Raw genomic sequence first — 21,375 nt, 5'->3', positions numbered from 1 at the left:
TCTCTTTAAGCTACCAGTTAAGCGCTACATTGCAATCAAAGAATGAGGATCAAGCGCTCGTAATCGTGAGTAAACAAGGAGAGAAAATGCTATCCAATACCAATAGAACGGAAATTAAGAAAGGCGCACATAAAGCAGTCTATGATGTTAGCAAACTGCACGCCATCATAGATGAAAGCCTAATCGCTCATGTTGCGATAACCAACGAGTCAGGCCCTGTGGTCATCCCCATGCTGGCATGGCGTGTCGATGATTACGTGTATATCCATGGTGCCAACAACAGTCGACTGTTACGCTCACTCAAACAAGGAGTGCAAACGTGCTTAACCTTTACTTTGTTTGATGGTTGGGTATTGGCTCGAAGTGCATTTCACCACAGTGCGCATTATCGTAGCGCCGTGGTCTTTGGCCAGTTTGAGATGGTGGAGAATAACCAAGAGAAAGACAGGTTGCTGAATCACTTTATCGAACAGATCGCTCCAGGGAGAACAAAACAAGTCCGTTTGAGCAATGAAAAAGAGCTCAAAGCCACCATGCTGCTGCGTATCCCACTCACAGAGGCATCTGTGAAAATCAGTAATTTTGGCGTCAACGACGATGCGGAAGACATGGACATTGCTGTTTGGGCAGGTGTCCTACCCTACCGAACCGTCGTAGGTCCACTGCAAGCTTGTGACGATTTGTATGAAGGTATCGCTGAGCCAGACTACCGCAGTGCCTACTCTAATCGTTGGCAGGAATAAGCACCGTAAAACGTGCGCCGCCTAAGTGACTCTCGCCGACGGAAAGCTCCCACCCCAGTTGCCTCGCGGCACTGGTAGCGATGGCAAGCCCTAAACCAAAGCCTTTCACGTCGGCGTTGCGGCTTTTGTCTAAACGCGAAAATGGCATAAACACTTCTTCTCGCATCGATTCAGGGATGCCCGGACCATCGTCCTCAATATCGATGCTCCAGCAATCCGCTACCATTCGAATCGTCACCTCAACGCAGGATTCACCGTAACGCTTGGCGTTTTGCAATAAATTATCGATGACGAGGTTACCCAAAGTAGGCTGAAAGTGAATCAATTGGTTCGCGAGTTCATTTTCCGCTCTCAACATGGCGGACTCTAAGCCTAAGTAATTCATACGGCTTTTGCACCAAAGTGGCAGTTCCATGGTTTCAACAGAATCGACCCAGGAGTGGTTTTTCACACTCAAGCGAGACAGCATGACGATGTCGGACGTTAAATCCGTCACTACATCAACGTATCGTTCAATATCGTCATGTAACTCTGCCTGCATTTCACCACTCGTGCGCCGAGCTAAATCCGTCGCTAGCTGAATACGACTCAGCGGAGTACGCACTTCATGAGGAATAGCTTGAGTAAAGATATGGGTTTGGCGTACTCGTCTCTCAATCTCTTCAGACATGCAGTTGAAGCCTTGGGCGAGCTCTTTCACGGGTTGCGAAAATTGCTTTAGATCGACTCGCGTATTCAACTCACCAGAACCAAATTGTTGTTGTGCAGCCGTTAGTTGCCGAATTTGGCGGTCAAGACGTCGTACAGGTATGTAAACCATAATGCCTAAACTGCACACAACAACCAAAAGTAGAGTCAGTATAAATACAATCTCAGAATCTTCATTCCAATCAACATCTGGGCTAAAGAAATCCGTTTTCTCTTTGAAAACTAAACTCTTCGAGGTGTTAGGTAAAGGGAATACCGCAGCATAGGTACTGCCATCAATAAGATAAACAGGTATCTCTTGTATTCGGTACAGCAGCTTACAATCTCGACAAGGCGGTGATCCGTCCCAGTTTTCAACCAATGTTAAATCAAAGATAAAGAAATCTTGCTTGCCGTTTTCGGTTAACTTCTTGTAGAGAGAATCTGGAGTGCCTCGTTGCTCAATGTATTGATCGACAAAATAAGCACCATCACTCAAAAAAACGCCGACTTCTGTTTTGCGCATGTACTCTTCCCCCATAAAGAGAAACAAAGCAACAGTCAGCGCAAGGCCAGTAACTAACCCCACATATAGACGAGTAAACAGGGAAAACATGCGTCATTTACCTGTCAGCATATAGCCGTGGTGACGTATGGTCTTAATGGTAGCGGTATGGATATGAGCCTTAGAGAATTTCTTCCTTAGTGAGGATATACGCATATCGATCGAACGATCAGTAATGCAGTATTCAATACCTCTGGCAAGACGGCAACATGATTCACGAGATACTGGCTTATCGACATTCAGCATCAGGAGCTCTAAAATCTCAAACTCAGAACTCGTCAAACCAATATCTTTTTGCAAATAAAATGCTTGGGAACGACGAAGACAAAGGCTAATGCCATATCGGCTCAGCTTTTCTTCTTCAACGGTATCAACTTGACGACGATAGCGACGCAACGCCGCTTCAATACGGGCGAGAAGGATGTGGCCTTTTATCGGTTTGGTAAGGTAATCATCAGCACCGAACTTAAATAAGCTCACCTCGCTCATTTCATCATCGGTTGCAGTCAAAACAATGATAATCCCATGATAAAATTTACGTGCCTCTTGGCATATTTCTGCGCCATTTTTTCCTGGTAACATCAAATCTAACAGCACTAGGTCCGGCTTGAGTTCCTTAATCGTTTCTAATGCATTTTGACCGTTATCGATAACAGTTACCGTATATCCTTCGGCTTCGAGGTACATTTTGGTTAATCGAGCAATCTCAGAGTCGTCTTCTACCAGTAAGATTGTATTGCCCACCATGAATCATTTACTCCACCAATATGATGGAGGGAGTATATCGCTCGTCCTATACTGCGCAACCCACTTAAATGATAATTTTAATAAAAAGCAGGCTTACATACGCTTACAAACCATACATATACGATAATCCTAATCATTCTACGCCCCTAAAACCATGCAATAACCTGATGTTTTATTCATTAGCAGAATATAGCTTCACATAAAAAATAAAATTCGGAATAAAAATCTACTATATTTTTAAATATATCGAATGATAGTCCTTACCAAAAAACAATATCGATATATATGACTTGGTTTGCTTATATAGACAGGACTTTATGTTGCTTCTAAGTTTCTTGCTCTAATAAAGTCTACGAGTAACATGAAATGAGATATTCCCAATTAACACCTTTAGCCATATTTTGCGCGATAAGTCTAACTGCTTGCGGCGGCAGTGAATCTAATTCGAAACCATCGACAACGACACCTCCAACACCACCAGCGCCAACATTGAGCACTGTCACAATCCCAACTGTCGTTTCTACAGAGCTTCCAGCCAAGTTAAAAGTGGCTGCTGATGCGGGCTTCACCCACTATGTGAAAATCTCCCTTTCTGAAGCAAATAACAATGATGCATTTCACATTGTGGCTGTTGATGACGGTGCGAATAATGAAAAAATCTTTCGTGCAGCCAAAATCATCCAACACCTTCTCACAAACCAACCAGACTCTAAGTACGGCGCTGACAAGTCTCGTATCGCTAAGACATTAGCCGAGCGTGATGCCACACTAATGCTGACCGAAAACGACGAACAGAATGATGAGATGTTAACCAGAATCTTCATCAACGAACTGATTCGCCAAGACAAGTTGAACGATGCAGTGACAAACTCGGGCTTAGCACACTCTTTTGATACGAGTTCTCTAGAAAAGTTTGTTGTAAGCATGATGGTACTTAACGAAGAAGATATGGATACACTTGTCACATCTATCGTGGCAACATTAGTAAATAGTAAAGAAACACCAAACTGGCTAAGGAACAGCCAATCTCTGATGTATCGAGAACTGACAGTTGAAGGCGATTGCCATTACATGAGTAATTTTGCCGATTACTGTGCCAATCTTGGTAAAAAAGCCGAACGAGACGCCGCTTTTGAAGAAATTTTACACTTGGTCCAAGCGCAAGGTATTGCACGTAACACGGGGACTGCGGCACTGCAAAATGACATTCAAGCTCATGCGTTAAAAATCTATAACGATATTCAAGCGGGCAAACCGACTGTGTGGCGCCCAACTCAGTATGACTGGGACGATTGGAAATCGGACGACTTCGATCCTGAAAGTGTTAAACAAACGGGCCCTTCATATTCTCACGAATACTTTGCTGCCGCTTTTGAAGCTTACATGGGTGTAGCAAAAGCAAACGGACAAGGTTTAGATGGCTACCAAGCGTTAACACGTGAAGAAATGAAAACTCAAGATCCACAAGCCGTTGATTGGATCAGCGGCTTATTCCACGGATACTTGCAATACACCGCGAACATCGACTCTGCGGGCGTCAAACTTTACACAGAAAAGACAAATCCAGGCACAGTGCCTACCTTTCGTATGGCTCCCAACAAAGACGGCTTGATAGAAGCATACACCTACAAATCTCAGTGGCTGACAAAAGTGAAGATCATTGGCGACGACGCGATGAATGTGATCGGTAATGACCAAGACAATACCTTTGAAGGCAACAGCAAAGACAACAGCATTTATGGTGAAGGCGGCGTCAACACCTATATCGTGCCACACAAACTGGCAGAATGTACCGTTATCAAAGCAAAGAGCGTTTCTGTTGAGTGCCCGAGTACAGGCACTGACGAGTTGTACGACATTCAAAAGATCCAATTCACCGACCAAATCTTAGATGTAACCGAGTTATAAACGATGAAAAACATGAAGAAACTTACTCTATTCGCTCCCCTACTCCTTGTAGGTTGTGGTGGCCTAGCCGTCATGGATCGTACTGATGCCGTAAAAGCACAACCAGAAATGTTGATCAAAACCGACGGAGATTTTTGGGGATTCGGTGCAGATGGTCATTTTGATTTTGCTGGTAAGTACAAAGGCAACTATTCACGCAGTGCTTCTAACTCAAGTTGGTTTAACCATATCTCTTTCAAAGAAGGTGCGATGGGCGCAGAAGTGACTCGTATCGACAACGGGGAAACTTGGCTTTTGAACTGCACTGGGGGCGGTATGTCGGTTAACTACATGGGCGTCGATTTTGGTGGGAATGATCCTTACACCTGTTATATCACCCAAGATGGTGTCAAAGTGGGAGAATTTGCGATGGAGCCAAAATCCGCTCTCATCGACATCAGCTTTGAGAAAAAAGAGACTGGCGTAGTGCGTATTGGCAGCACCCACTTTAATGTAGAAACCGTACATACTAGTCCCGACGCCATGATGGCGGTAGACATTCCATTGGGTTATAGCTTTAAGGAAGGCACACAAGAAATTGCCGCCGTACAGACGAACGGTACCATTGCGGTACAAATGCTCCCAGAACTTAGTGAACAAAAAAAGGATGTGATTGCCATCGGCGCTGTTGCAAGTGCACTAAGCTGGCGCCCTAAGAAATAGCCATTACATTAAACAACACCAAGAAATAGCAAAGCCCTCTACCTTGAGGGCTTTTATTGCTTGTTTTCATAAAGACAAGTGAAGCATTACTTTTCTAATCTTCCCGCATACTGCTTGGGCGTTAATCCACGATGCTTCTTAAACATACGATTGAAGCTCGCCACATTGGTGTAACCAAGGCGCATGGCAATATCATCAATGCTCACGCGCTTACTCAATAACTCAGCCGCAACATTACTCAATACATAGCCGGATACCATCGAGAAGTTGAGGCCTAATTTGTGCAAACGACGTTGAAACTGCTGTTCAGATAAATCAAGCAGAGAAGAAACGCGGTCTAACGTTGGCAATCCATAATGACTGCTGTAGTTCACCACTTCATAAATCACTTTCAACTCATCTTCTGGGTCGGGCATATTAAGCAAATCATCCAAATCGGAAAAACTCATCGCTAGACGGCTATCTTCTCGGAGGCTCACTTGTCGAGAAGCTAATCGGTCATCTCCCGGGATCCATATTTCTGTTTTTGGCTGACTCCATTCCACCTCGCAGCCGAAATATTCTCGGTATGGTTCAGTATTTTTTCTCGACCCTGAAACCTTCACGCGCAAAGGCTGATAGTCTTTACCAAGAAATTCGCGTAGCACTTTAATCATAAATACCGCACAGCGGATACTATCGTGCACCTTTACTGACGTTTCTATAAACGGATTGTGGTAAGTCCATTTGATGATTTTGCCCGACTGTTCGCCAGCAAAAAACGCCCCAGATTGTAAGTTACTCGCACCATAATTAACGCGTCGAATCGCGCTGGCTAAATCATTCCCAGAAAATAGCCAGCGTCCCACAGGTCCAAGCTTTTGCAGTTCAATACCTCGGCTGAGACTCAAAACCACATCCGGGTCACCACTGGCTTGTTCAACACAACGATACCATTCTGCGACGGCTTTTAGCGGGATCAGTGTCATTGGGTTGTGAAATACCGACGACGGAATCCCCAGTTCATCCGAGCCCACATTATATTTAGATAACGCGAGGTTATGCATGTTTAGAATGCCCATCGCGCGAATAAATCGAACCGTCTTCATTACCAATCACATCAAATTTAATCCTCTATTGATTGAATCTGTCACAAAGAAAGACCTAAATCAAATCCAGATCACAATACGCCAACCGTTTGATAGAGGAGTGTTTAATGAGTTTACTGAGTGTCCCATTTGTCGGAACTGGTGCAGATACAGCGTTACATATTGTCGCTGCCGTCGTTTTAATCGCGAGTGTCGCGGGCGCGTGTTACGGCTTTTGGAAAATCCATGAGTTGCCAATTAATAAGGCGCACAGCAAAGACCATCATCAGATAGGGCTCATCACTGCGCTCACCTGGATAGGGTTTGTCTGGCACTGGGTTTGGGTGCTAGCCGTGATCTTTGCATTCGTTGATATGGAAAAAGCCATCATCAATCTGCGTGATACATGGAGAAGTAAACCGCAAACACAAACACAACCAAAAGAGGAAGCGGAATGTTAGAAGGTTTAGCGGTATGGGCTCTCTTCATCTATCTGCTGCGTTGGGTTGGCATGCCTTGGAACAAAGCAACCAAATCGTTCGCTTATCTTGGCGGCTTGGGTTGGTTAATGTTCGTCTGGGTAGGCCTCATCAACTTCACGCCGATGGATCTATCCGGCGGCTCAGTGGTGCAGTCACCACACATCCAATTGCGTCCAGATTCAACCAATGTGAAGGGTAAAGTTGACCACATTTACATTAAGCCAAATCAACAAGTTAAAGAAGGTCAGCTTATTTATGAACTTGACCCAACACAATACGAAATCGCATTAAATCAGGCGAGCGTATCCGCCGATTCTGCACGAGTCGCATTAGCTACGGCAAAAGGCGACATCGAGATTGAAGAAGCGAATCATCAAGCATTGGTGCAAGATCTAGAAACATCAAAGAGCCAATTGGAAGCGGCGAAAGTTGACTACAAATTGCAGAAAAAGATGCTAGATCGTTATGTTGAGCAAAACCGAGTGGTGCAAAACACCATCACGGAAAGCGACATCGACAAACAATCGAGTGCGGTTGATATGGCACGTCACAACGTGTTGACCCTTGAGTCTCAAATTAAGAAGAAACAAGTCGATATTTCCCGCGCAAAACTGGCGATTCATAAAGCAGAGCTCGCAGTTGAAACCAAACAAGCCGAACTGCGCCAAGCTGAAGAGCAAATTGCAAAAGCGCAATGGGATTTGAACAGCACCAAAGTTTATGCCCCAACAGATGGCTTTGTGACCAACTTTATCCTGCGTGAAGGTCAGCGTGTATCGATGATGCCACGTATTAATATGTACACTAACGAGAAGTATGTGCTGATGCGAGTCAACCACCAGGCGATTCGTAACATCAAACCGGGTCAACCTGCTGAATTCTCCTCGTCCGTTTACCCAGGCAAGATCTTCTCAGCGACCGTCGAAGGCATTGTTGAAGCAACAGGTGAGTCACAAGGTAATCTGCTGGGTTTCGATGATTCTGTGCGTGTCACCACTGGAAAGAATTTACAGAACAAACACCACTTTGTTCGTCTTAAGATTGATGAGCCAGAAGGCTACGACATTCCTGTTGGCTCTGTTGGCCTCGCATGGGTCAGCGGTGAAAAACCGATAGGCTTCATGGCCTTCTTGGATGTGATTCGCGGGATCATCATTCGAATGAAGTCTCAGCTGTACTTCTTCTACTCCATCTAAACTCACAAACCGCCAGTTTCGCTGGCGGTTTTTTCATTTGTATCCAAACACATCCTTTTCCCGTATAACAATTAGTTAGTAAATAGCGGAGAAGATTCATGTCGGCAAAGGAAAGAAGCCTACCTACCCATCGTATCTCAAGGTTCAGCAAGTTCGCTTCACTTGCTACCCGTGTCGCAGGCAATGTGATTGCAGAAGGCACGAAACAAATCGCCAAAGGCAATAAACCAAAAGCGAAAGACCTCTTGCTGACGCCACAAAACATCGCACGGTTGACAGACCAACTTGCTCACCTACGTGGCGCTGCAATGAAGCTTGGTCAAATGCTCTCAATGGATGCTGGTGATGTTTTAGAACCTGAACTTGCCGATATTCTCTCCCGCCTTCGCTCCAACGCAGACCCAATGCCTGCAAAGCAACTGAACGGAGTCATGGAAAGTTCGCTAGGAACGAGTTGGAAAGCTGAGTTTCTATCATTTAACTTCAAACCAATCGCCAGTGCATCAATAGGACAAGTGCACCAAGCCTACAGCGATGCGGGCGATAACCTAGCCGTCAAAGTGCAATATCCGGGCATACGAAAAAGTATTGATAGCGACGTCGATAATGTCGGTACACTGCTCAAGGTCGTTGGGTTGATTCCCGAGTCTGTCGACTACAAAGGATTGCTCGAAGAAGCGAAAAAGCAACTGCATGATGAAGCCGATTACACCCGAGAAGCGCAATTTGCGATTCGTTACCATGATGCTTTGAAGGAGCATCCTCATTTTGTCGTACCAAAGATTCACACTGAAAGTTGCTCAGACTCCGTTCTCGCCATGGAGTTTATTGACGGCGTAACCATTGAACACATCGAACATTATGATCAAAGTACGCGAGATTTTGTCATGCACAGTTTGCTCGAATTGCTGTTCAGAGAGCTGTTCGAATTCAAGATGGTGCAAACCGACCCTAACTTCGCCAATTACTTGTACATTGAAAGTACTCGCCAAATCGGCTTGTTAGATTTCGGTGCAACTCGCGAATACAGCGAACGATTCAGTGCCGGCTATCGCCAAGCCTTTGCGTCCGTCATGAATAATGACGAACAAGGCTTGAATGACGCGCTTGAACAAATTGGCTTCTTCAGCCAAACCATCTTACCTGATCAGCGCCAAGCGATTCTCGATTTAGTAAAAATGGCATGTGAACCCATGTTAGTTGATGAGCCATATGATTTTAAAGCCAGTGGCTTAGCGCAAAAACTTCGCGAAGCTGGCACTATTTTGAGCATGGAACAAGAGTACTGGCATACCCCACCTGCCGATGCCCTATTTTTACATCGTAAAATTGGTGGCATGTATTTGCTCGCAGCGAGAATTGGCGCAAAAGTGAACATTCGCCAATTGGTACAGCCATATCTCACTATCAACAGCGAATAGCCTATTGTTTTTCTGTTACTTTCAAGTACCTTGAGCAAGGTTAAGATGCATAGTTGTGCATCTCAATAACATGCCATACTTCCATAAAACGAATTAACTATCGGGGTACTCGGTGAGCAAGTTTCAAGATCTCTCCACTCTAATCCAGCAAATTGGCCAAGCCGAAGAAGCGGATCAAGTCGCAACGCTCAATGAATCTATTGAAGCGGGTCTCGAACCTGGCGCAGTCGCCCTAATTCTGGAAGCCTTTCCAATCGATGATCGTGTTCGCTTATGGCGAGCTTTGCCACTAGAACTGCATATCGACGTGTTAACAGAAATGCGTGCCGACGTACGTTTTTCTATCATCAATGCATTATCTGAAGTCGAGCTAAAACTCACCCTCGCTAAACTTGATAACTTATCGCTGATCGAATGGGCGGATTCGTTGCCTGAGTCGATCATCAACGAAGCGCTCGCGTTGATCGAAAAAGATGAGTTAGAGCTTTACGATCAGGCAAACGAATATGAAGATGAAGAACTCGGCCACTGGGCTGAGCGTAAAATCATCACCCTGCCCTTTAATATTACGATTGGAACGGCTAAGCAGTTAATGGAGCGCTATAGCTACGACACGCCTCAACAGGTCTACCTGATCAACCGTAATAAACAGTATCGAGGGACTGTCAATTACTACGAAATTTTACGTAGTGATCCTGATACTCGCTTGAAAACACTCGTTATTGAAGCGGTGACAGTGCTAGACAGTAAGATGATGCTTCCCGAAGCGGTAGAAGCATTAGAGCACAGCACACTGCCCGCTCTGCCTGTGACCGATGCAGACCAAACTCTGATTGGTGAAGTCGATTGGCAATTTGCATTAAGTACGCAACGTGAAATCTACGAAGCGCGCTTAATGGCCGGTACTGGTATGGATGAAGGCGATGACTTGTTTGCGCCAGTATTAAAAAGCTCGCAAAAACGCGGCGTGTGGCTGGGCATCAATTTGCTGACTGCAATTTTAGCGTCTGTCACTATCGGGCTATTTGAAGACGTGATTGCTCAAGTGGTGGCTTTGGCCGTACTAATGCCAATTGTTGCATCGATGGGTGGCATTGCAGGCAGCCAAACGCTGACTCTAATGGTTCGTGCGATGGCGCTTAATCAGATTACCCCAGGTAACCGATTCAAATTCTTAAAAAATGAGCTGGGTATTGGCTCACTGAACGGCATTGCTTGGGCGCTAATCATCGGCGGGTTAGCCGGATTGTGGTTCCAATCGCCAGTTTTAGGTGGAACCATCGCGCTGGCCATTATCGTCAACATTATTACCGCTGCTTTATTTGGCGTGTTGATACCCATTATTTTGGATAAGTTTAAATTGGATCCAGCCTTAGCAGGTTCGGTTATTCTAACGACGGTGACAGATGTGGTTGGTTTTTTCGCCTTTTTGGGAACGGCGAGTTTAGTCATGCTCTAAAAAGTCCACTGTTTATTAATCAATCATTAGCATAATAGAGTCAAATTGCATAACGCAGTTGCAAATTGCAAACAAACTCAAACTTTAAGCAACGCATGTCACAGAAACTACGTATTTTAGGGCATATTAAAGTTGGCACAGTAACTGCATTATATAAATCGACCCTTCTTAAGCCGAGGGTCACCTAGCCAACTGACGTTGTTAGTGAACTTGATTTTGTTCACATGTATATAAGCCAATCGCACTCTTTGCGGTTGGCTATTTTTTTATGTGGCTATTGCTCTTGCTCTCTTATCCTCTGACCGAGCTCGGTTGTACTTTTCTTGCCCACAACAGATTGTTTACTGTTTATAAAATTCAAATATTCGCCCACTAAACCATTAGAAATGCCAGTTTCAACAAAAAAAATCACCTAAATAAAATAAAACCAAGAAAACACACCCCAAAAAAGAACAAATAACGTCCAAACCAAAAATCTCACCATGAAATCGTTTTCTTTTCATAGAAATCGACTGAACAATCCAGAGTTATAGATAAATTTAATCCATAAAAAAAAATAGCAATTCAAAACATTCATTTCACATAGAAAACCTGTCTATAAATCATAGAAAATACGTAAAAATAAACTTTTCACTTTTAGAAATTAAAAACCAAACCATTGTTATTAAAATAAAAAACAGACATCAAAAATCAAGCAAACGTTTAAATTGCAATTTTATCATTGACTATTAAATTTACATCACGATAATACGCGCCGTTTACCTGAAAACCAGGTGCTATAATTAATATTTCAATGTGCGGAGGTAATAATGGCTGGAGACAATAACTACAGTCTTGGACCAGTTCCCAACACGGCCAGAAAAGGCGTGGCATCACTAACCATGGTGATGTTAGGACTCACTTTTTTCTCCGCAAGTATGTGGACAGGGGGTTCTCTCGGTACTGGGCTCTCCTTTAAAGATTTTTTCCTCGCTGTTCTCATCGGTAACCTAATCCTCGGTATTTACACTTCTTTCCTCGGTTACATCGGCGCTTCTACTGGTCTCTCTACTCACCTTCTTGCTCGTTTCTCTTTTGGTTCTAAAGGCTCTTGGCTTCCTTCCGCTCTTCTTGGCGGTACTCAAGTTGGGTGGTTTGGAGTTGGTGTCGCGATGTTTGCGATTCCGGTGCATAAAGCAACGGGCATCGATACCAACACGTTGATCCTTGTATCCGGTTTGCTCATGACCGCGACCGTTTACTTTGGCATCTCAGCACTGATGGTATTGTCAGCAATCGCCGTTCCCGCGATTGCGCTACTTGGCGGCTACTCTGTCATCGAGGCAGTAAAGAGCGTTGGCGGTATAAGCGAACTACAACAGGTTCAACCAACCGAGCCACTCGATTTTTCAATAGCTCTCGCGATGGTTGTCGGCTCTTTTGTCAGTGCTGGTACATTAACGGCGGATTTCGTACGCTTTGGTAAAAAGCCGCGCAGCGCCGTGATGATCACCATGGTGGCATTTTTCATCGGTAACTCGTTAATGTTTATCTTTGGCGCGGCAGGTGCGTCGGTGACGGGTCAATCAGACATCTCTGAAGTGATGATCGCGCAAGGTCTTCTTATTCCAGCTATCATCGTTCTTGGCTTGAACATCTGGACGACCAACGACAACGCGCTCTACGCATCGGGTCTTGGATTTTCCAACATCACAGGCTTACCAAGTAAATACATCTCAATGGCGAACGGTCTTGTTGGCACACTTTGCGCTCTCTGGCTCTACAATAACTTTGTTGGCTGGCTGACCTTCTTATCTTTGGCAATTCCACCGATTGGCGGCGTGATCATCGCTGACTTCTTCACAAACCGTAAACGCTACGCAAACTTTGAAGCCGCCCAGTTCCAAAGCGTAAACTGGGCTGGCATTATCGCTGTAGCGATTGGCGTTGGTGCGGGACACTTCCTTCCTGGCGTAGTACCGATTAACGCTGTACTTGGCGGCGCAATTAGCTTCCTAATTCTTAATCCTATTCTCAACAAAAAAGCACTGGCTACACAGCCAGCGTAAGGAACCATCATGACAACACTACTGATCAAAAACGTAACGCTAAAAGGACAAGAAGGTCTGCAGCAAATTTTGATTGAAGATGGTCAATTCAAGCGCATTGAAAGCAACGATGTGGAGCTTAATCACAGCGGTGACACCATCGATGCTGAAGGCGGCATGGCGGTTGCACCTTTCTGCGAGCCACACATTCACCTAGATACAACGCAAACCGCTGGCGAGCCAAGCTGGAACATCTCTGGCACATTGTTTGAGGGTATTGAACGTTGGGCTGAGCGCAAAGAAATGCTGTCGATTGAAGACGTGAAAGCGCGCGCAAAAAAAACCTTAAAATGGCAGATCGCAAACGGCGTACAACACGTTCGTACTCACGTCGATGTTTCTGATCCAACGCTTATCGCTCTCAAAGCGATGCTAGAAGTACGTGAAGAGATGAAAGAATGGGTAGACATCCAAATCGTCGCCTTCCCGCAGGAAGGCATTCTCTCTTACCCAAATGGCAAAGAGCTGCTAGAAGAAGCCGTCAAATTGGGGGCGGACGTGATTGGCGCGATTCCCCACTTTGAATTCACACGCGAATATGGCATTGAATCGCTGCACTACGTGTTCGAATTGGCGCAAAAATACGACCGTCTGATCGACGTACATTGTGATGAAATCGATGACGAGCAATCTCGCTTCGTTGAAACACTGGCAGCATTAGCGCACAAGTTTGATATGGGGAATAAAGTCACGGCAAGCCACACAACGGCAATGGGTTCCTACAACGGTGCGTATGCATCTCGCCTGTTCCGTTTATTACGCATGTCCGGTATCAACTTCGTGGCAAACCCATTGGTGAACATTCACTTACAAGGCCGCTTTGATGATTACCCAAAACGTCGCGGCGTAACACGAGTGAAAGAGATGCTAAATGCAAACATTAACGTTTGCTTTGGACACGATGACGTATTCGACCCATGGTATCCACTTGGTACAGCAAACATGCTACAAGTGCTGCACATGGGCCTGCATGTATGTCAGGTCATGGGTTACGAGCAAATTAATCACTCACTCGATCTCATCAGCACCAACTCAGCGCGTACATTGAACATTCAAGACAAGTACGGAATTGAAGAAGGCAAACCAGGTAGCCTACTGATTCTTCCTGCTGAAAATGGCTTTGATGCAGTACGTCGCCAAGTACCTGTTCGTTACTCGGTTCGTCACGGTAAAGTCATTGCAGAAACACAACCTGCGACAACTCGTATTCATCTTGAACAACCAGAACAAGTGACGTTCAAGCGCTAAAGTTCTTAAAAAGACTAACCGAAACGAAAAGGGTCTGACTATTTAGTCAGACCCTTTTACTATTTTTTAGTACGTTGCGTTAATTGTCTTCGACAACTAATGATGTTTCTGATCATGGATGGACTATTACCCAGATAAACAACATGCCCTTCTTCATCAACGACCGCGGGTACCACTTTTAAGCCTTTCATATCTGCGCCATTTTCGACCAGTTTACGCTCTAGCTCATATAAATCCTGCATATCATCGACTCAGTTAACTCACCATTTGCGCGGAATCCTATCGCTCTGAAAGCAAAAATATCATGATCAAGATCACAAAAACCACACTAAACAACCATAAAAATGGAATTGAGATCACTCAAAAATGCAATCTATAAACCCAAGTTTTCTGTGCTACTGAGTCACATTTATAAAATTAATAACTCATAGATACACTGATAAAAATGTTTGTTGGAAATAGTCTTGGCTGGAGAGAAACCTTCGAAAAGTTCAGTCATTTCACTACGTATTAACCTTTCAAATGGAATCAGTGACAGCGCTCTTAATCCCACTTCTTGACATCACTCAGGTATTCAACAATCTGGTGGCTAATTCTCAATTACACCATCGCATTTGGAAATTCTTCTTAGCGTTGGGCATACTTCTGGCTTCATTTTAGTTGTAGATATTAACCATGACGTCATTAAGCCAGTTTGAGCCGCTGTTTTTGGAATTTATGCAGCAAGAGATGCAAGTTGATGCGGCCCATGATATTGAACACGTAAAACGCGTGGTCAAAACAGCGAAACAGCTCTGCGACGAAGAAAATGCAGACATAGCCATTGTGTTACCTGCAGCCTATTTGCATGACTGTTTCACCTACCCGAAAGATCATCCAAATCGCAAGCAAAGCTCTGCAATTGCAGCCAAAAAAGCCATCGCGTATTTAGAGAGTATTCAATACCCTCAGCACTACCATGATGCCATCGCTCATGCGATAGAGGCGCACAGCTTTAGCGCCAACATCAGGCCAAACACGTTGGAAGCACAAATCGTCCAAGATGCTGATCGTCTGGACGCTTTAGGCGCCATTGGTGTTACGCGATGCATTCAAGTCAGCACTCATTTCAACGCTCAGCTTTACAACGATAACGACATGTTTGCTAAAGAGCGCGAACTCAACGACAAACAATTCACCGTAGATCATTTCCAAACCAAGTTGTTTAAAATTGCCGACACCATGAACACGGAGTCTGCAAAACTTGAAGCCAATAAACGGAAAGCCTTTATGCAAACGTACCTAAAACAGTTACACGATGAGGTGACCGCGTAAATGTCTGAAAGCTATACGTTAATTAAAGAGCTTAAACGCCAGCTAAAGTCAGCTGGGATGCATTATGTCGATGTTGCACAACACCTTAATTTAAGTGAAGGAAGCGTCAAACGTTTACTTGCTGAAGGTCAGCACATTAGCCTTGAGCGCTTAGAACGAATTTGCCAATTGATTGGTTTAGAAATGGCGGAGCTGTTTAAGCTCGCAGCTGCGCACAATAAAGGTTTAGAGTCGCTAACGTTAGAGCAAGAAAAGCAGCTAGTTGACGATAAAGCCCTGCTGCTCGTGGCGATCTGTGTTGTAAATGGCTATCAGTTTGAACAAATCGTTCAGCAATATACCTTCAATGAGTTGGAACTGGTGCAAAAGCTTGTTCATTTGGATCGGCTGAACATCATCGACTTGCAGCCAAATAACAAAATTCGTTTGCGTATATCTCCGACATTTAAGTGGCAGATGGGCGGCCCTATTCAACGGTTCTTCCAACAGCAAGTTCAAGACGCCTTTTTCCAAAGCTACTTTTCTGGTGAAGATGAAAAGTTGTCCATGGCAACAGGATTGATGAGCGTACCAACCAACAAGAAGCTGCAACAGAAACTGCAAAAGGTCATCGATGAGTTTTATAAGGCTTGCCAAAGTGATAGCTCTCTCGATATGGACGAAAAGCACGGCACCTCTCTGATTATTGCGATGCGTCGTTGGACGTTCCCTCTGTTTGAACCATGGGAAAGAAAACCTACACAGAAGTCTCGAAATTAGTAACTCAATAAATAAATGGAGATAAAAGTAACGCATTTGGTTACTTTTGGTGGCATACAACGTCACTTGAAAGAGAAAGCTGGTTTAATCGTTCATTGAGCATAAAGTGCTCCCATCTCATTCGACTTTGTTTAATCGGAGCCAGCATGTTTTTCTCAAAACGCTTTTTTCCTTACTTTGTGACGCAGTGTCTTGGCGCACTCAATGACAACATCTACAAAAACGTTCTGTTATTGATGGTGACATACAGCCAAATTGATAACTTACCAATATCCGTTAATCTATTTGTTAATTTGGCGGCAGGCTTATTCATCCTACCTTTCTTTCTATTCTCTGCGCATGCTGGTGCCGTCGCTGACAGCATGGACAAAGCCAAATTAATACGACGTCTAAAGCTCATCGAGCTGGCTATCATGTCTTGCGCAGCAACCGCTATTGCCACCCAAAGTGCCATGCTGATGCTGGTTCTGCTGTTTATGACAGGCACTCAATCGGCCTATTTTGGTCCCGTGAAATACGCCTTGCTACCACAAGCGCTCAAACCAAATGAGCTTGTTAAAGGAAATGCTTGGGTTGAAATGGGCACGTTCCTTTCGATTCTTATAGGTACGCTTAGCGCAGGCCTGCTGCTAGCTATTCCTAATGGCACCTTGATTGCTTCTTGCGTCGTGATTGCCTTGTCTTTGCTCGGGTTTATGAGCAGTGTGAACATTCCAACGATGCCTAGCCAATCGACTGACAAAGCGAAGTTTGAACCGATTTCTGGTTTAAAGAACACGTTAAAAGTGGCAAAAAAACAGAGAGGCATTTGGATGTCTATTCTAGCCATCAGTTGGTTTTGGTTCATGGGTGCGACTTACCTGACTCAATTCCCTAACTTTGCGCGTGAACATTTGTTTGCAGACAGTACTGTCGTTTCTTTACTGTTGGCATTATTTTCCATTGGTATCGCGATAGGCTCTTGGTTGTGTGAAAAACTTTCTTTCAACCACGTTGAGCTTGGTATTTTGCCATTCGGTATCCTTGGTCTGACAGTCTTTGGCGTCGACTTGCTATGGGCAGTCCCAAGTTATCCATCACTTCCGGTGCACTTTTATGATGTGCAAAGCTTCGTTGCTGAATCCAAACATCTGCGCGTCATGATTGACCTGTTCCTTGTTGGTGTAAGCGGCGGTGTCTTTATTGTTCCTCTTTATGCGTTCAACCAATCGCGTTCAAACAAAGGTGAATGTGCACGTGCCATTGCTGCTAACAACATCATGAATGCGTTGTTTATGGTGGTGTCTGCTTTGGTTTCGATCGTTGTACTCAGCGTACTAGAGCTTTCTACTGTGGAACTGTTTGCCATGATGGCAATAGGTAACTTCTTCGTGGCAATCTATGTCTATCGTCAAGTTCCAGAATTTACACAACGCTTTATCAGTTATTTACTCAGCCATTGTATGTATCGTGTGTCTGTAAAGGGGCGCCAACATATTCCTGAACAAGGTGCTGCGTTAATTGTGGCTAACCATGTTAGCTATGTCGATGCGTTGATTTTGATGGGAACCTCTACTCGCCCGGTTCGTTTTGTGATGGACAAGTCCATCAGCGATCTGCCTGTTCTTAAATATGTTTTCCGTCATGCCGGTGTTATCCCTATCTGTTCCCCACGTAAGTGTGCCGATACTTACCGACGAGCATTTGAGCAGATTGAACAAGCGCTAAACGACGGTGAAGTTGTCTGTATCTTCCCTGAGGGTCGTTTAACGTCTAACGGTGAATTGGGTGAGTTTCGCCCTGGTGTAGAGAAAATCCTTGAACGTAACCCTGTTCCTGTCATCCCTATGGCGTTAAAAGGGCTTTGGGGTTCTTTTTTCAGCCACAAAGGCGGACATGCTCTCACAAAACGACCGACTCGTTTTTGGTCAAAAGTGGATGTTGTTATCGGTGAAGTGTTAAGTCCTGCGTCTTTAAATCGTAATCAATTGCAACAACAAGTACAGGATTTACTGGGCTGAGTCGCTTGCTACAGCAGTCAAACTTTGCAGCAAAACGTAAATATGCACCACAAAGCACAAGTAGTTCTTTGTTAATTAGAGTAGGATATCTACGACGTCATAAATCTAGGAGGTATTATGAAAATCATCATCTTACATGGTCTTTATATGCATGGACTGGTCATGCAACCTCTTAGCCAAAAGCTGCGAAAACTCGGATACGAAACGCAAGTACTCAGCTATAACACTGTTGCTATCGATGAGTCTTCACTGTTTGATTCTATTGATCATTCGCTTAATCCACTGACCACAAACGTGCTCGTGGGGCACAGCCTGGGAGGCTTGATGATTAAGCGCTATCTCGCCAACAGAAAACCGAGCACTAGCTTAATCTCTCATGTTGTCGCTATCGGTTCGCCTCTTAAAGGCGCGTCCATAGTAGGTAGGATTCAAGATCTCGGATTGGGTGCAATTTTAGGCAATTCGCCACACCACGGATTAAACAGACATGATGACGCTTGGGCTTTCCCTCAAAAACTCGGCAGTATCGCAGGAACGATGCCGATTGGCGCTCGCCCATTGTTGATCCGTAATGACAACACCATGTCGGACGGTACCGTTACCGTAGAAGAGACAAGACTGGACGGTATGCAAGATCATATCGAAGTGAAGCAAACGCATACGAGCCTGATTTACAACACCTTCGTGCCGCAGCAGATTGATCACTTTATTCGCACAGATTATTTCCGTCGATAGCACACTTTTCCATCATACAGATGGAATCGACTTTCCAAGCTATTCAGTTCGCAGTACTATCCTAGCTCCACTTCCTCACAACTTGGATGAAGTGGCACATTTTTAATTGTTCTCAGGGCGGGGCGAAATTCCCCACCGGCGGTATACTTTTTCAAGTGAGCCCGCGAGCGCTCGATTCGTCGAGGTCAGCAGATCTGGTGAGATGCCAGAGCCGACGGTTATAGTCCGGATGAAAGAGAATAAGAATACACCAGCATAGCGAGTCAGATCGCTAAAAGTGCTGGTGCACTTCTTTTTGATCGTATTTTACGACGATCTCTCATACCGCCCTGATTCTGGTGAAATTTAGGAGTTAACCATGAATCAGTCATCACTACTTGCCGAATTCGGCGACCCAATTACTCGCGTTGAAAACGCACTTATCGCTCTAAAAGAAGGCCGTGGCGTACTTCTTCTTGATGATGAAGATCGCGAAAACGAAGGCGATATCATTTATTCAGTCGAGCACCTCACCAACGAGCAAATGGCGTTGATGATCCGCGAATGTAGCGGCATCGTTTGTTTGTGCTTAACAGATGCTCAAGCGGACAAACTGGAACTGCCTCCAATGGTAGTAAACAACAACAGCGCAAACCAAACCGCATTTACGGTTTCTATTGAAGCGAAAGTTGGTGTAACAACGGGGGTTTCAGCAGCAGACCGAGTGACGACCATTAAAACGGCGGCAAACCCGCATGCGAAACCTGAGGATCTTGCTCGCCCGGGCCACGTATTCCCTCTGCGCGCACGTCCAGGTGGTGTAATGACTCGCCGTGGTCACACAGAAGGTACGATTGACCTGATGCAAATGGCAGGGCTTCAACCCGCTGGCGTACTATGTGAAGTGACCAACCCAGATGGCACGATGGCAAAAGCACCAGAGATCGTTGCGTTTGGTCGCCTGCACAACATGCCAGTGCTGACTATTGAAGACATGGTGATGTACCGCAATCAGTTCGAGTTAAAACTGGCATAATTAAATCCCAGCTCTGAAAGAAGCCGCGCATTTGTGCGGCTTTTTTGATCGATCCTCTTTGCTCTTGAGTAGTTATACTTATTGAAAACAAGGGGAACAACACCATGAAAGGATTACTGAAACTCGCCGCTCTCGTTAGCTTTCTCTCCATGAATTCGCTTGCTCTTGCATCTGAGTGCCCTGATATTCTTCAAGGTAAGCAAAGGTTGTTAAACTCAACAGAAGAAGTCGATCTATGCGAAAGCTTTAAGGGAAAGACACTACTAGTCGTCAATACAGCAAGCCAGTGCGGCTTCACTCCTCAGTTCGAACAGTTAGAAACCCTCTATCAAACTTACAAAGACCAAAACTTCACCGTCATTGGTTTCCCGAGCAATGACTTCCGACAGGACAGAGGAAGCGAAACAAACACTGCGAAAGTCTGTTATCTCGATTACGGGGTCACCTTTCCAATGATGGCTCGCTCCTCAGTATTAGGCGTAGATGCAAACCCCGTATTCAGCGAGATTACTAACCAAGCTGGCATCAAACCAAAATGGAACTTCTATAAGTTTCTAATTAGCTCTGAAGGCAAAGTTATTGCCACTTTTCCAAGCTCCACATCACCGACAAGTACTACGCTTACCAATATGATAGAGCAACAATTGTAAGGTGACGACCATGACAACACGCTCAACCATGCTACAACTCGGTTACTTAGGCCTGGTTCCATTTGTGTTTAGTTTAGGGCTGATTTTCACTGACATTTCACTCTTCAATTTAAGTGGCCAGCAATTTTTCATCGCTTACAGTGCCGTAATATTAAGTTTTTTATCCGGCATACTCTGGGGGAATGGCATTGAGCATTACTACCACTGCCTTAGCAGAAATATATTAATTCTCAGCAACCTTTTTGTCTTACTCGCTTGGGGCGCATTATTGCAGGGTCACAAACACTACGCGGTCGCTACCCTACTCTTAGCAATTGGGTATCTTGCTGTTTGGTATGCAGAAAAACTCGTGAGGAAAGTCGAACAAGACGCCGAGCCCAAGGGATATCAAGGAATGAGGAGCAAACTGACCTTCGGCGTAATCGTAATGCACGGATTGGCTTTAGTTTCATAACCTGGTCTGTCCAGTGCTAAGATCACAAAAAAACGTCTTTTTATAAAACAATGTTCATTTCGTGAATGCACACATATTTTGAACACTGTTTTGTTTTATTTATGAATCAATCCACATATAAGTATTTCAAAGCATT

At 44.7% G+C, this 21,375-nt stretch carries 20 protein-coding genes and 1 riboswitch; of the genes, 16 read left to right on the top strand and 4 right to left on the bottom strand.

Annotation, left to right across the window (positions count from 1 at the left end; all coding sequences use genetic code 11):
* The first annotated feature begins 86 nt into the window (after nt 1-86).
* On the top strand, nt 87-743 hold the full coding sequence (locus EX191_RS18820) for a pyridoxamine 5'-phosphate oxidase family protein (RefSeq protein WP_193448269.1): 657 nt from the start codon (nt 87-89) through the stop codon (nt 741-743).
* Here EX191_RS18820 and EX191_RS18815 read toward each other — a convergent pair.
* A complete protein-coding gene (locus EX191_RS18815) occupies nt 724-2,046 on the bottom strand; it encodes an ATP-binding protein (protein ID WP_193448268.1) in 1,323 nt (440 codons plus the stop codon). The two genes, EX191_RS18820 and EX191_RS18815, sit on opposite strands and share 20 nt — an antisense overlap.
* Before the next feature lie 3 nt (nt 2,047-2,049).
* Nucleotides 2,050-2,742 carry a response regulator transcription factor gene (locus EX191_RS18810; RefSeq protein ID WP_193448267.1) on the bottom strand — a complete coding sequence of 231 codons (693 nt, stop codon included), beginning with the start codon at nt 2,740-2,742 and terminating at the stop codon, nt 2,050-2,052.
* A gap of 366 nt (nt 2,743-3,108) precedes the next feature.
* Between EX191_RS18810 and EX191_RS18805 the strand changes: the two genes are divergently transcribed.
* Nucleotides 3,109-4,650, top strand: coding sequence for a hypothetical protein (locus tag EX191_RS18805; RefSeq protein WP_193448266.1), 1,542 nt, complete (start codon nt 3,109-3,111; stop codon nt 4,648-4,650).
* Nucleotides 4,651-4,662: 12 nt separating this feature from the next.
* On the top strand, nt 4,663-5,352 hold the full coding sequence (locus EX191_RS18800; protein WP_193448265.1) for a VV20781 family protein: 690 nt from the start codon (nt 4,663-4,665) through the stop codon (nt 5,350-5,352).
* An 86-nt stretch (nt 5,353-5,438) separates the two neighbouring features.
* Here the strand turns inward: EX191_RS18800 and EX191_RS18795 are convergent, their stop codons facing one another.
* Entirely contained in the window at nt 5,439-6,440 is a 1,002-nt protein-coding gene (locus EX191_RS18795) for an AraC family transcriptional regulator (RefSeq protein WP_193448264.1), read from the bottom strand.
* 107 nt (nt 6,441-6,547) lie between these two features.
* On the opposite strand from EX191_RS18795, the gene EX191_RS18790 reads away from it, so the two are divergent.
* The 6 genes from EX191_RS18790 (at nt 6,548) to EX191_RS18765 (ending at nt 14,312) form a co-directional block, all read left to right on the top strand.
* A complete protein-coding gene (locus tag EX191_RS18790) occupies nt 6,548-6,880 on the top strand; it encodes an MFS transporter (RefSeq protein WP_193448263.1) in 333 nt (110 codons plus the stop codon).
* Nucleotides 6,874-8,097, top strand: coding sequence for an HlyD family secretion protein (locus tag EX191_RS18785; protein ID WP_193448262.1), 1,224 nt, complete (start codon nt 6,874-6,876; stop codon nt 8,095-8,097). The genes EX191_RS18790 and EX191_RS18785 overlap by 7 nt, the downstream gene beginning before the upstream one ends.
* Nucleotides 8,098-8,195: 98 nt before the next feature.
* The gene (locus EX191_RS18780) at nt 8,196-9,518 is read left to right on the top strand and encodes an ABC1 kinase family protein (protein WP_193448261.1); all 1,323 of its coding nucleotides are present in this window, start codon (nt 8,196-8,198) and stop codon (nt 9,516-9,518) included.
* 112 nt (nt 9,519-9,630) lie between these two features.
* Nucleotides 9,631-10,977 carry a magnesium transporter gene (locus EX191_RS18775; protein WP_005396363.1) on the top strand — a complete coding sequence of 449 codons (1,347 nt, stop codon included), beginning with the start codon at nt 9,631-9,633 and terminating at the stop codon, nt 10,975-10,977.
* 809 nt (nt 10,978-11,786) lie between these two features.
* Entirely contained in the window at nt 11,787-13,025 is a 1,239-nt protein-coding gene (codB, locus tag EX191_RS18770) for a cytosine permease (protein WP_193448260.1), read from the top strand.
* A gap of 9 nt (nt 13,026-13,034) precedes the next feature.
* Complete coding sequence (locus EX191_RS18765; RefSeq protein ID WP_193448259.1) at nt 13,035-14,312, top strand: cytosine deaminase; 1,278 nt, start codon at nt 13,035-13,037, stop codon at nt 14,310-14,312.
* A 59-nt stretch (nt 14,313-14,371) separates the two neighbouring features.
* Here EX191_RS18765 and EX191_RS18760 read toward each other — a convergent pair whose 3' ends face one another.
* Complete coding sequence (locus EX191_RS18760) at nt 14,372-14,554, bottom strand: ferredoxin reductase domain-containing protein (protein WP_005463425.1); 183 nt, start codon at nt 14,552-14,554, stop codon at nt 14,372-14,374.
* Nucleotides 14,555-14,987: 433 nt separating this feature from the next.
* Between EX191_RS18760 and EX191_RS18755 the strand changes: the two genes are divergently transcribed.
* The 7 genes from EX191_RS18755 (at nt 14,988) to EX191_RS18725 (ending at nt 21,239) form a co-directional block, all read left to right on the top strand.
* Complete coding sequence (locus EX191_RS18755) at nt 14,988-15,626, top strand: HD domain-containing protein (RefSeq protein ID WP_005477263.1); 639 nt, start codon at nt 14,988-14,990, stop codon at nt 15,624-15,626.
* A complete protein-coding gene (locus EX191_RS18750) occupies nt 15,627-16,385 on the top strand; it encodes a helix-turn-helix domain-containing protein (RefSeq protein ID WP_193448258.1) in 759 nt (252 codons plus the stop codon). It abuts the gene before it with no gap.
* Between the two features lie 146 nt (nt 16,386-16,531).
* Nucleotides 16,532-18,385 (top strand): MFS transporter, encoded by a 1,854-nt coding sequence (locus EX191_RS18745; RefSeq protein WP_193448257.1) that lies wholly within the window; start codon nt 16,532-16,534, stop codon nt 18,383-18,385.
* A gap of 117 nt (nt 18,386-18,502) precedes the next feature.
* Nucleotides 18,503-19,120, top strand: coding sequence for a lipase family protein (locus EX191_RS18740; protein ID WP_104970531.1), 618 nt, complete (start codon nt 18,503-18,505; stop codon nt 19,118-19,120).
* Between the two features lie 104 nt (nt 19,121-19,224).
* Nucleotides 19,225-19,365, top strand: a riboswitch (FMN riboswitch).
* 113 nt (nt 19,366-19,478) lie between these two features.
* The gene (ribB, locus tag EX191_RS18735) at nt 19,479-20,135 is read left to right on the top strand and encodes a 3,4-dihydroxy-2-butanone-4-phosphate synthase (protein ID WP_006741191.1); all 657 of its coding nucleotides are present in this window, start codon (nt 19,479-19,481) and stop codon (nt 20,133-20,135) included.
* Between the two features lie 104 nt (nt 20,136-20,239).
* Nucleotides 20,240-20,785: a glutathione peroxidase gene (locus tag EX191_RS18730; protein WP_161442656.1), complete on the top strand. Its 546-nt coding sequence runs from the start codon at nt 20,240-20,242 to the stop codon at nt 20,783-20,785.
* A gap of 10 nt (nt 20,786-20,795) precedes the next feature.
* Nucleotides 20,796-21,239, top strand: coding sequence for a DUF3429 domain-containing protein (locus EX191_RS18725; RefSeq protein ID WP_193448256.1), 444 nt, complete (start codon nt 20,796-20,798; stop codon nt 21,237-21,239).
* The last annotated feature ends 136 nt before the right edge of the window (nt 21,240-21,375 follow it).

The sequence above is a fragment of the Vibrio chemaguriensis genome (genome assembly GCF_012275705.1).
GTDB classification, from domain to species: Bacteria; Pseudomonadota; Gammaproteobacteria; order Enterobacterales; family Vibrionaceae; genus Vibrio; species Vibrio diabolicus.
Note: the sequence above shows the minus strand (reverse complement) of the source record. Positions and strands in the feature narration are given on the sequence as shown.

What these genes read in the sequence shown, in the direction of transcription:
- EX191_RS18820 (WP_193448269.1), top strand. Translation starts at nt 87, where the DNA reads ATGCTATCCAATACCAATAGAACGGAAATTAAGAAAGGCGCACATAAA.
- EX191_RS18815 (WP_193448268.1), bottom strand. Translation starts at nt 2,046, where the DNA reads ATGTTTTCCCTGTTTACTCGTCTATATGTGGGGTTAGTTACTGGCCTT.
- EX191_RS18810 (WP_193448267.1), bottom strand. Translation starts at nt 2,742, where the DNA reads ATGGTGGGCAATACAATCTTACTGGTAGAAGACGACTCTGAGATTGCT.
- EX191_RS18805 (WP_193448266.1), top strand. Translation starts at nt 3,109, where the DNA reads ATGAGATATTCCCAATTAACACCTTTAGCCATATTTTGCGCGATAAGT.
- EX191_RS18800 (WP_193448265.1), top strand. Translation starts at nt 4,663, where the DNA reads ATGAAGAAACTTACTCTATTCGCTCCCCTACTCCTTGTAGGTTGTGGT.
- EX191_RS18795 (WP_193448264.1), bottom strand. Translation starts at nt 6,440, where the DNA reads ATGAAGACGGTTCGATTTATTCGCGCGATGGGCATTCTAAACATGCAT.
- EX191_RS18790 (WP_193448263.1), top strand. Translation starts at nt 6,548, where the DNA reads ATGAGTTTACTGAGTGTCCCATTTGTCGGAACTGGTGCAGATACAGCG.
- EX191_RS18785 (WP_193448262.1), top strand. Translation starts at nt 6,874, where the DNA reads ATGTTAGAAGGTTTAGCGGTATGGGCTCTCTTCATCTATCTGCTGCGT.
- EX191_RS18780 (WP_193448261.1), top strand. Translation starts at nt 8,196, where the DNA reads ATGTCGGCAAAGGAAAGAAGCCTACCTACCCATCGTATCTCAAGGTTC.
- codB (WP_193448260.1), top strand. Translation starts at nt 11,787, where the DNA reads ATGGCTGGAGACAATAACTACAGTCTTGGACCAGTTCCCAACACGGCC.
- EX191_RS18765 (WP_193448259.1), top strand. Translation starts at nt 13,035, where the DNA reads ATGACAACACTACTGATCAAAAACGTAACGCTAAAAGGACAAGAAGGT.
- EX191_RS18760 (WP_005463425.1), bottom strand. Translation starts at nt 14,554, where the DNA reads ATGCAGGATTTATATGAGCTAGAGCGTAAACTGGTCGAAAATGGCGCA.
- EX191_RS18755 (WP_005477263.1), top strand. Translation starts at nt 14,988, where the DNA reads ATGACGTCATTAAGCCAGTTTGAGCCGCTGTTTTTGGAATTTATGCAG.
- EX191_RS18750 (WP_193448258.1), top strand. Translation starts at nt 15,627, where the DNA reads ATGTCTGAAAGCTATACGTTAATTAAAGAGCTTAAACGCCAGCTAAAG.
- EX191_RS18745 (WP_193448257.1), top strand. Translation starts at nt 16,532, where the DNA reads ATGTTTTTCTCAAAACGCTTTTTTCCTTACTTTGTGACGCAGTGTCTT.
- EX191_RS18740 (WP_104970531.1), top strand. Translation starts at nt 18,503, where the DNA reads ATGAAAATCATCATCTTACATGGTCTTTATATGCATGGACTGGTCATG.
- ribB (WP_006741191.1), top strand. Translation starts at nt 19,479, where the DNA reads ATGAATCAGTCATCACTACTTGCCGAATTCGGCGACCCAATTACTCGC.
- EX191_RS18730 (WP_161442656.1), top strand. Translation starts at nt 20,240, where the DNA reads ATGAAAGGATTACTGAAACTCGCCGCTCTCGTTAGCTTTCTCTCCATG.
- EX191_RS18725 (WP_193448256.1), top strand. Translation starts at nt 20,796, where the DNA reads ATGACAACACGCTCAACCATGCTACAACTCGGTTACTTAGGCCTGGTT.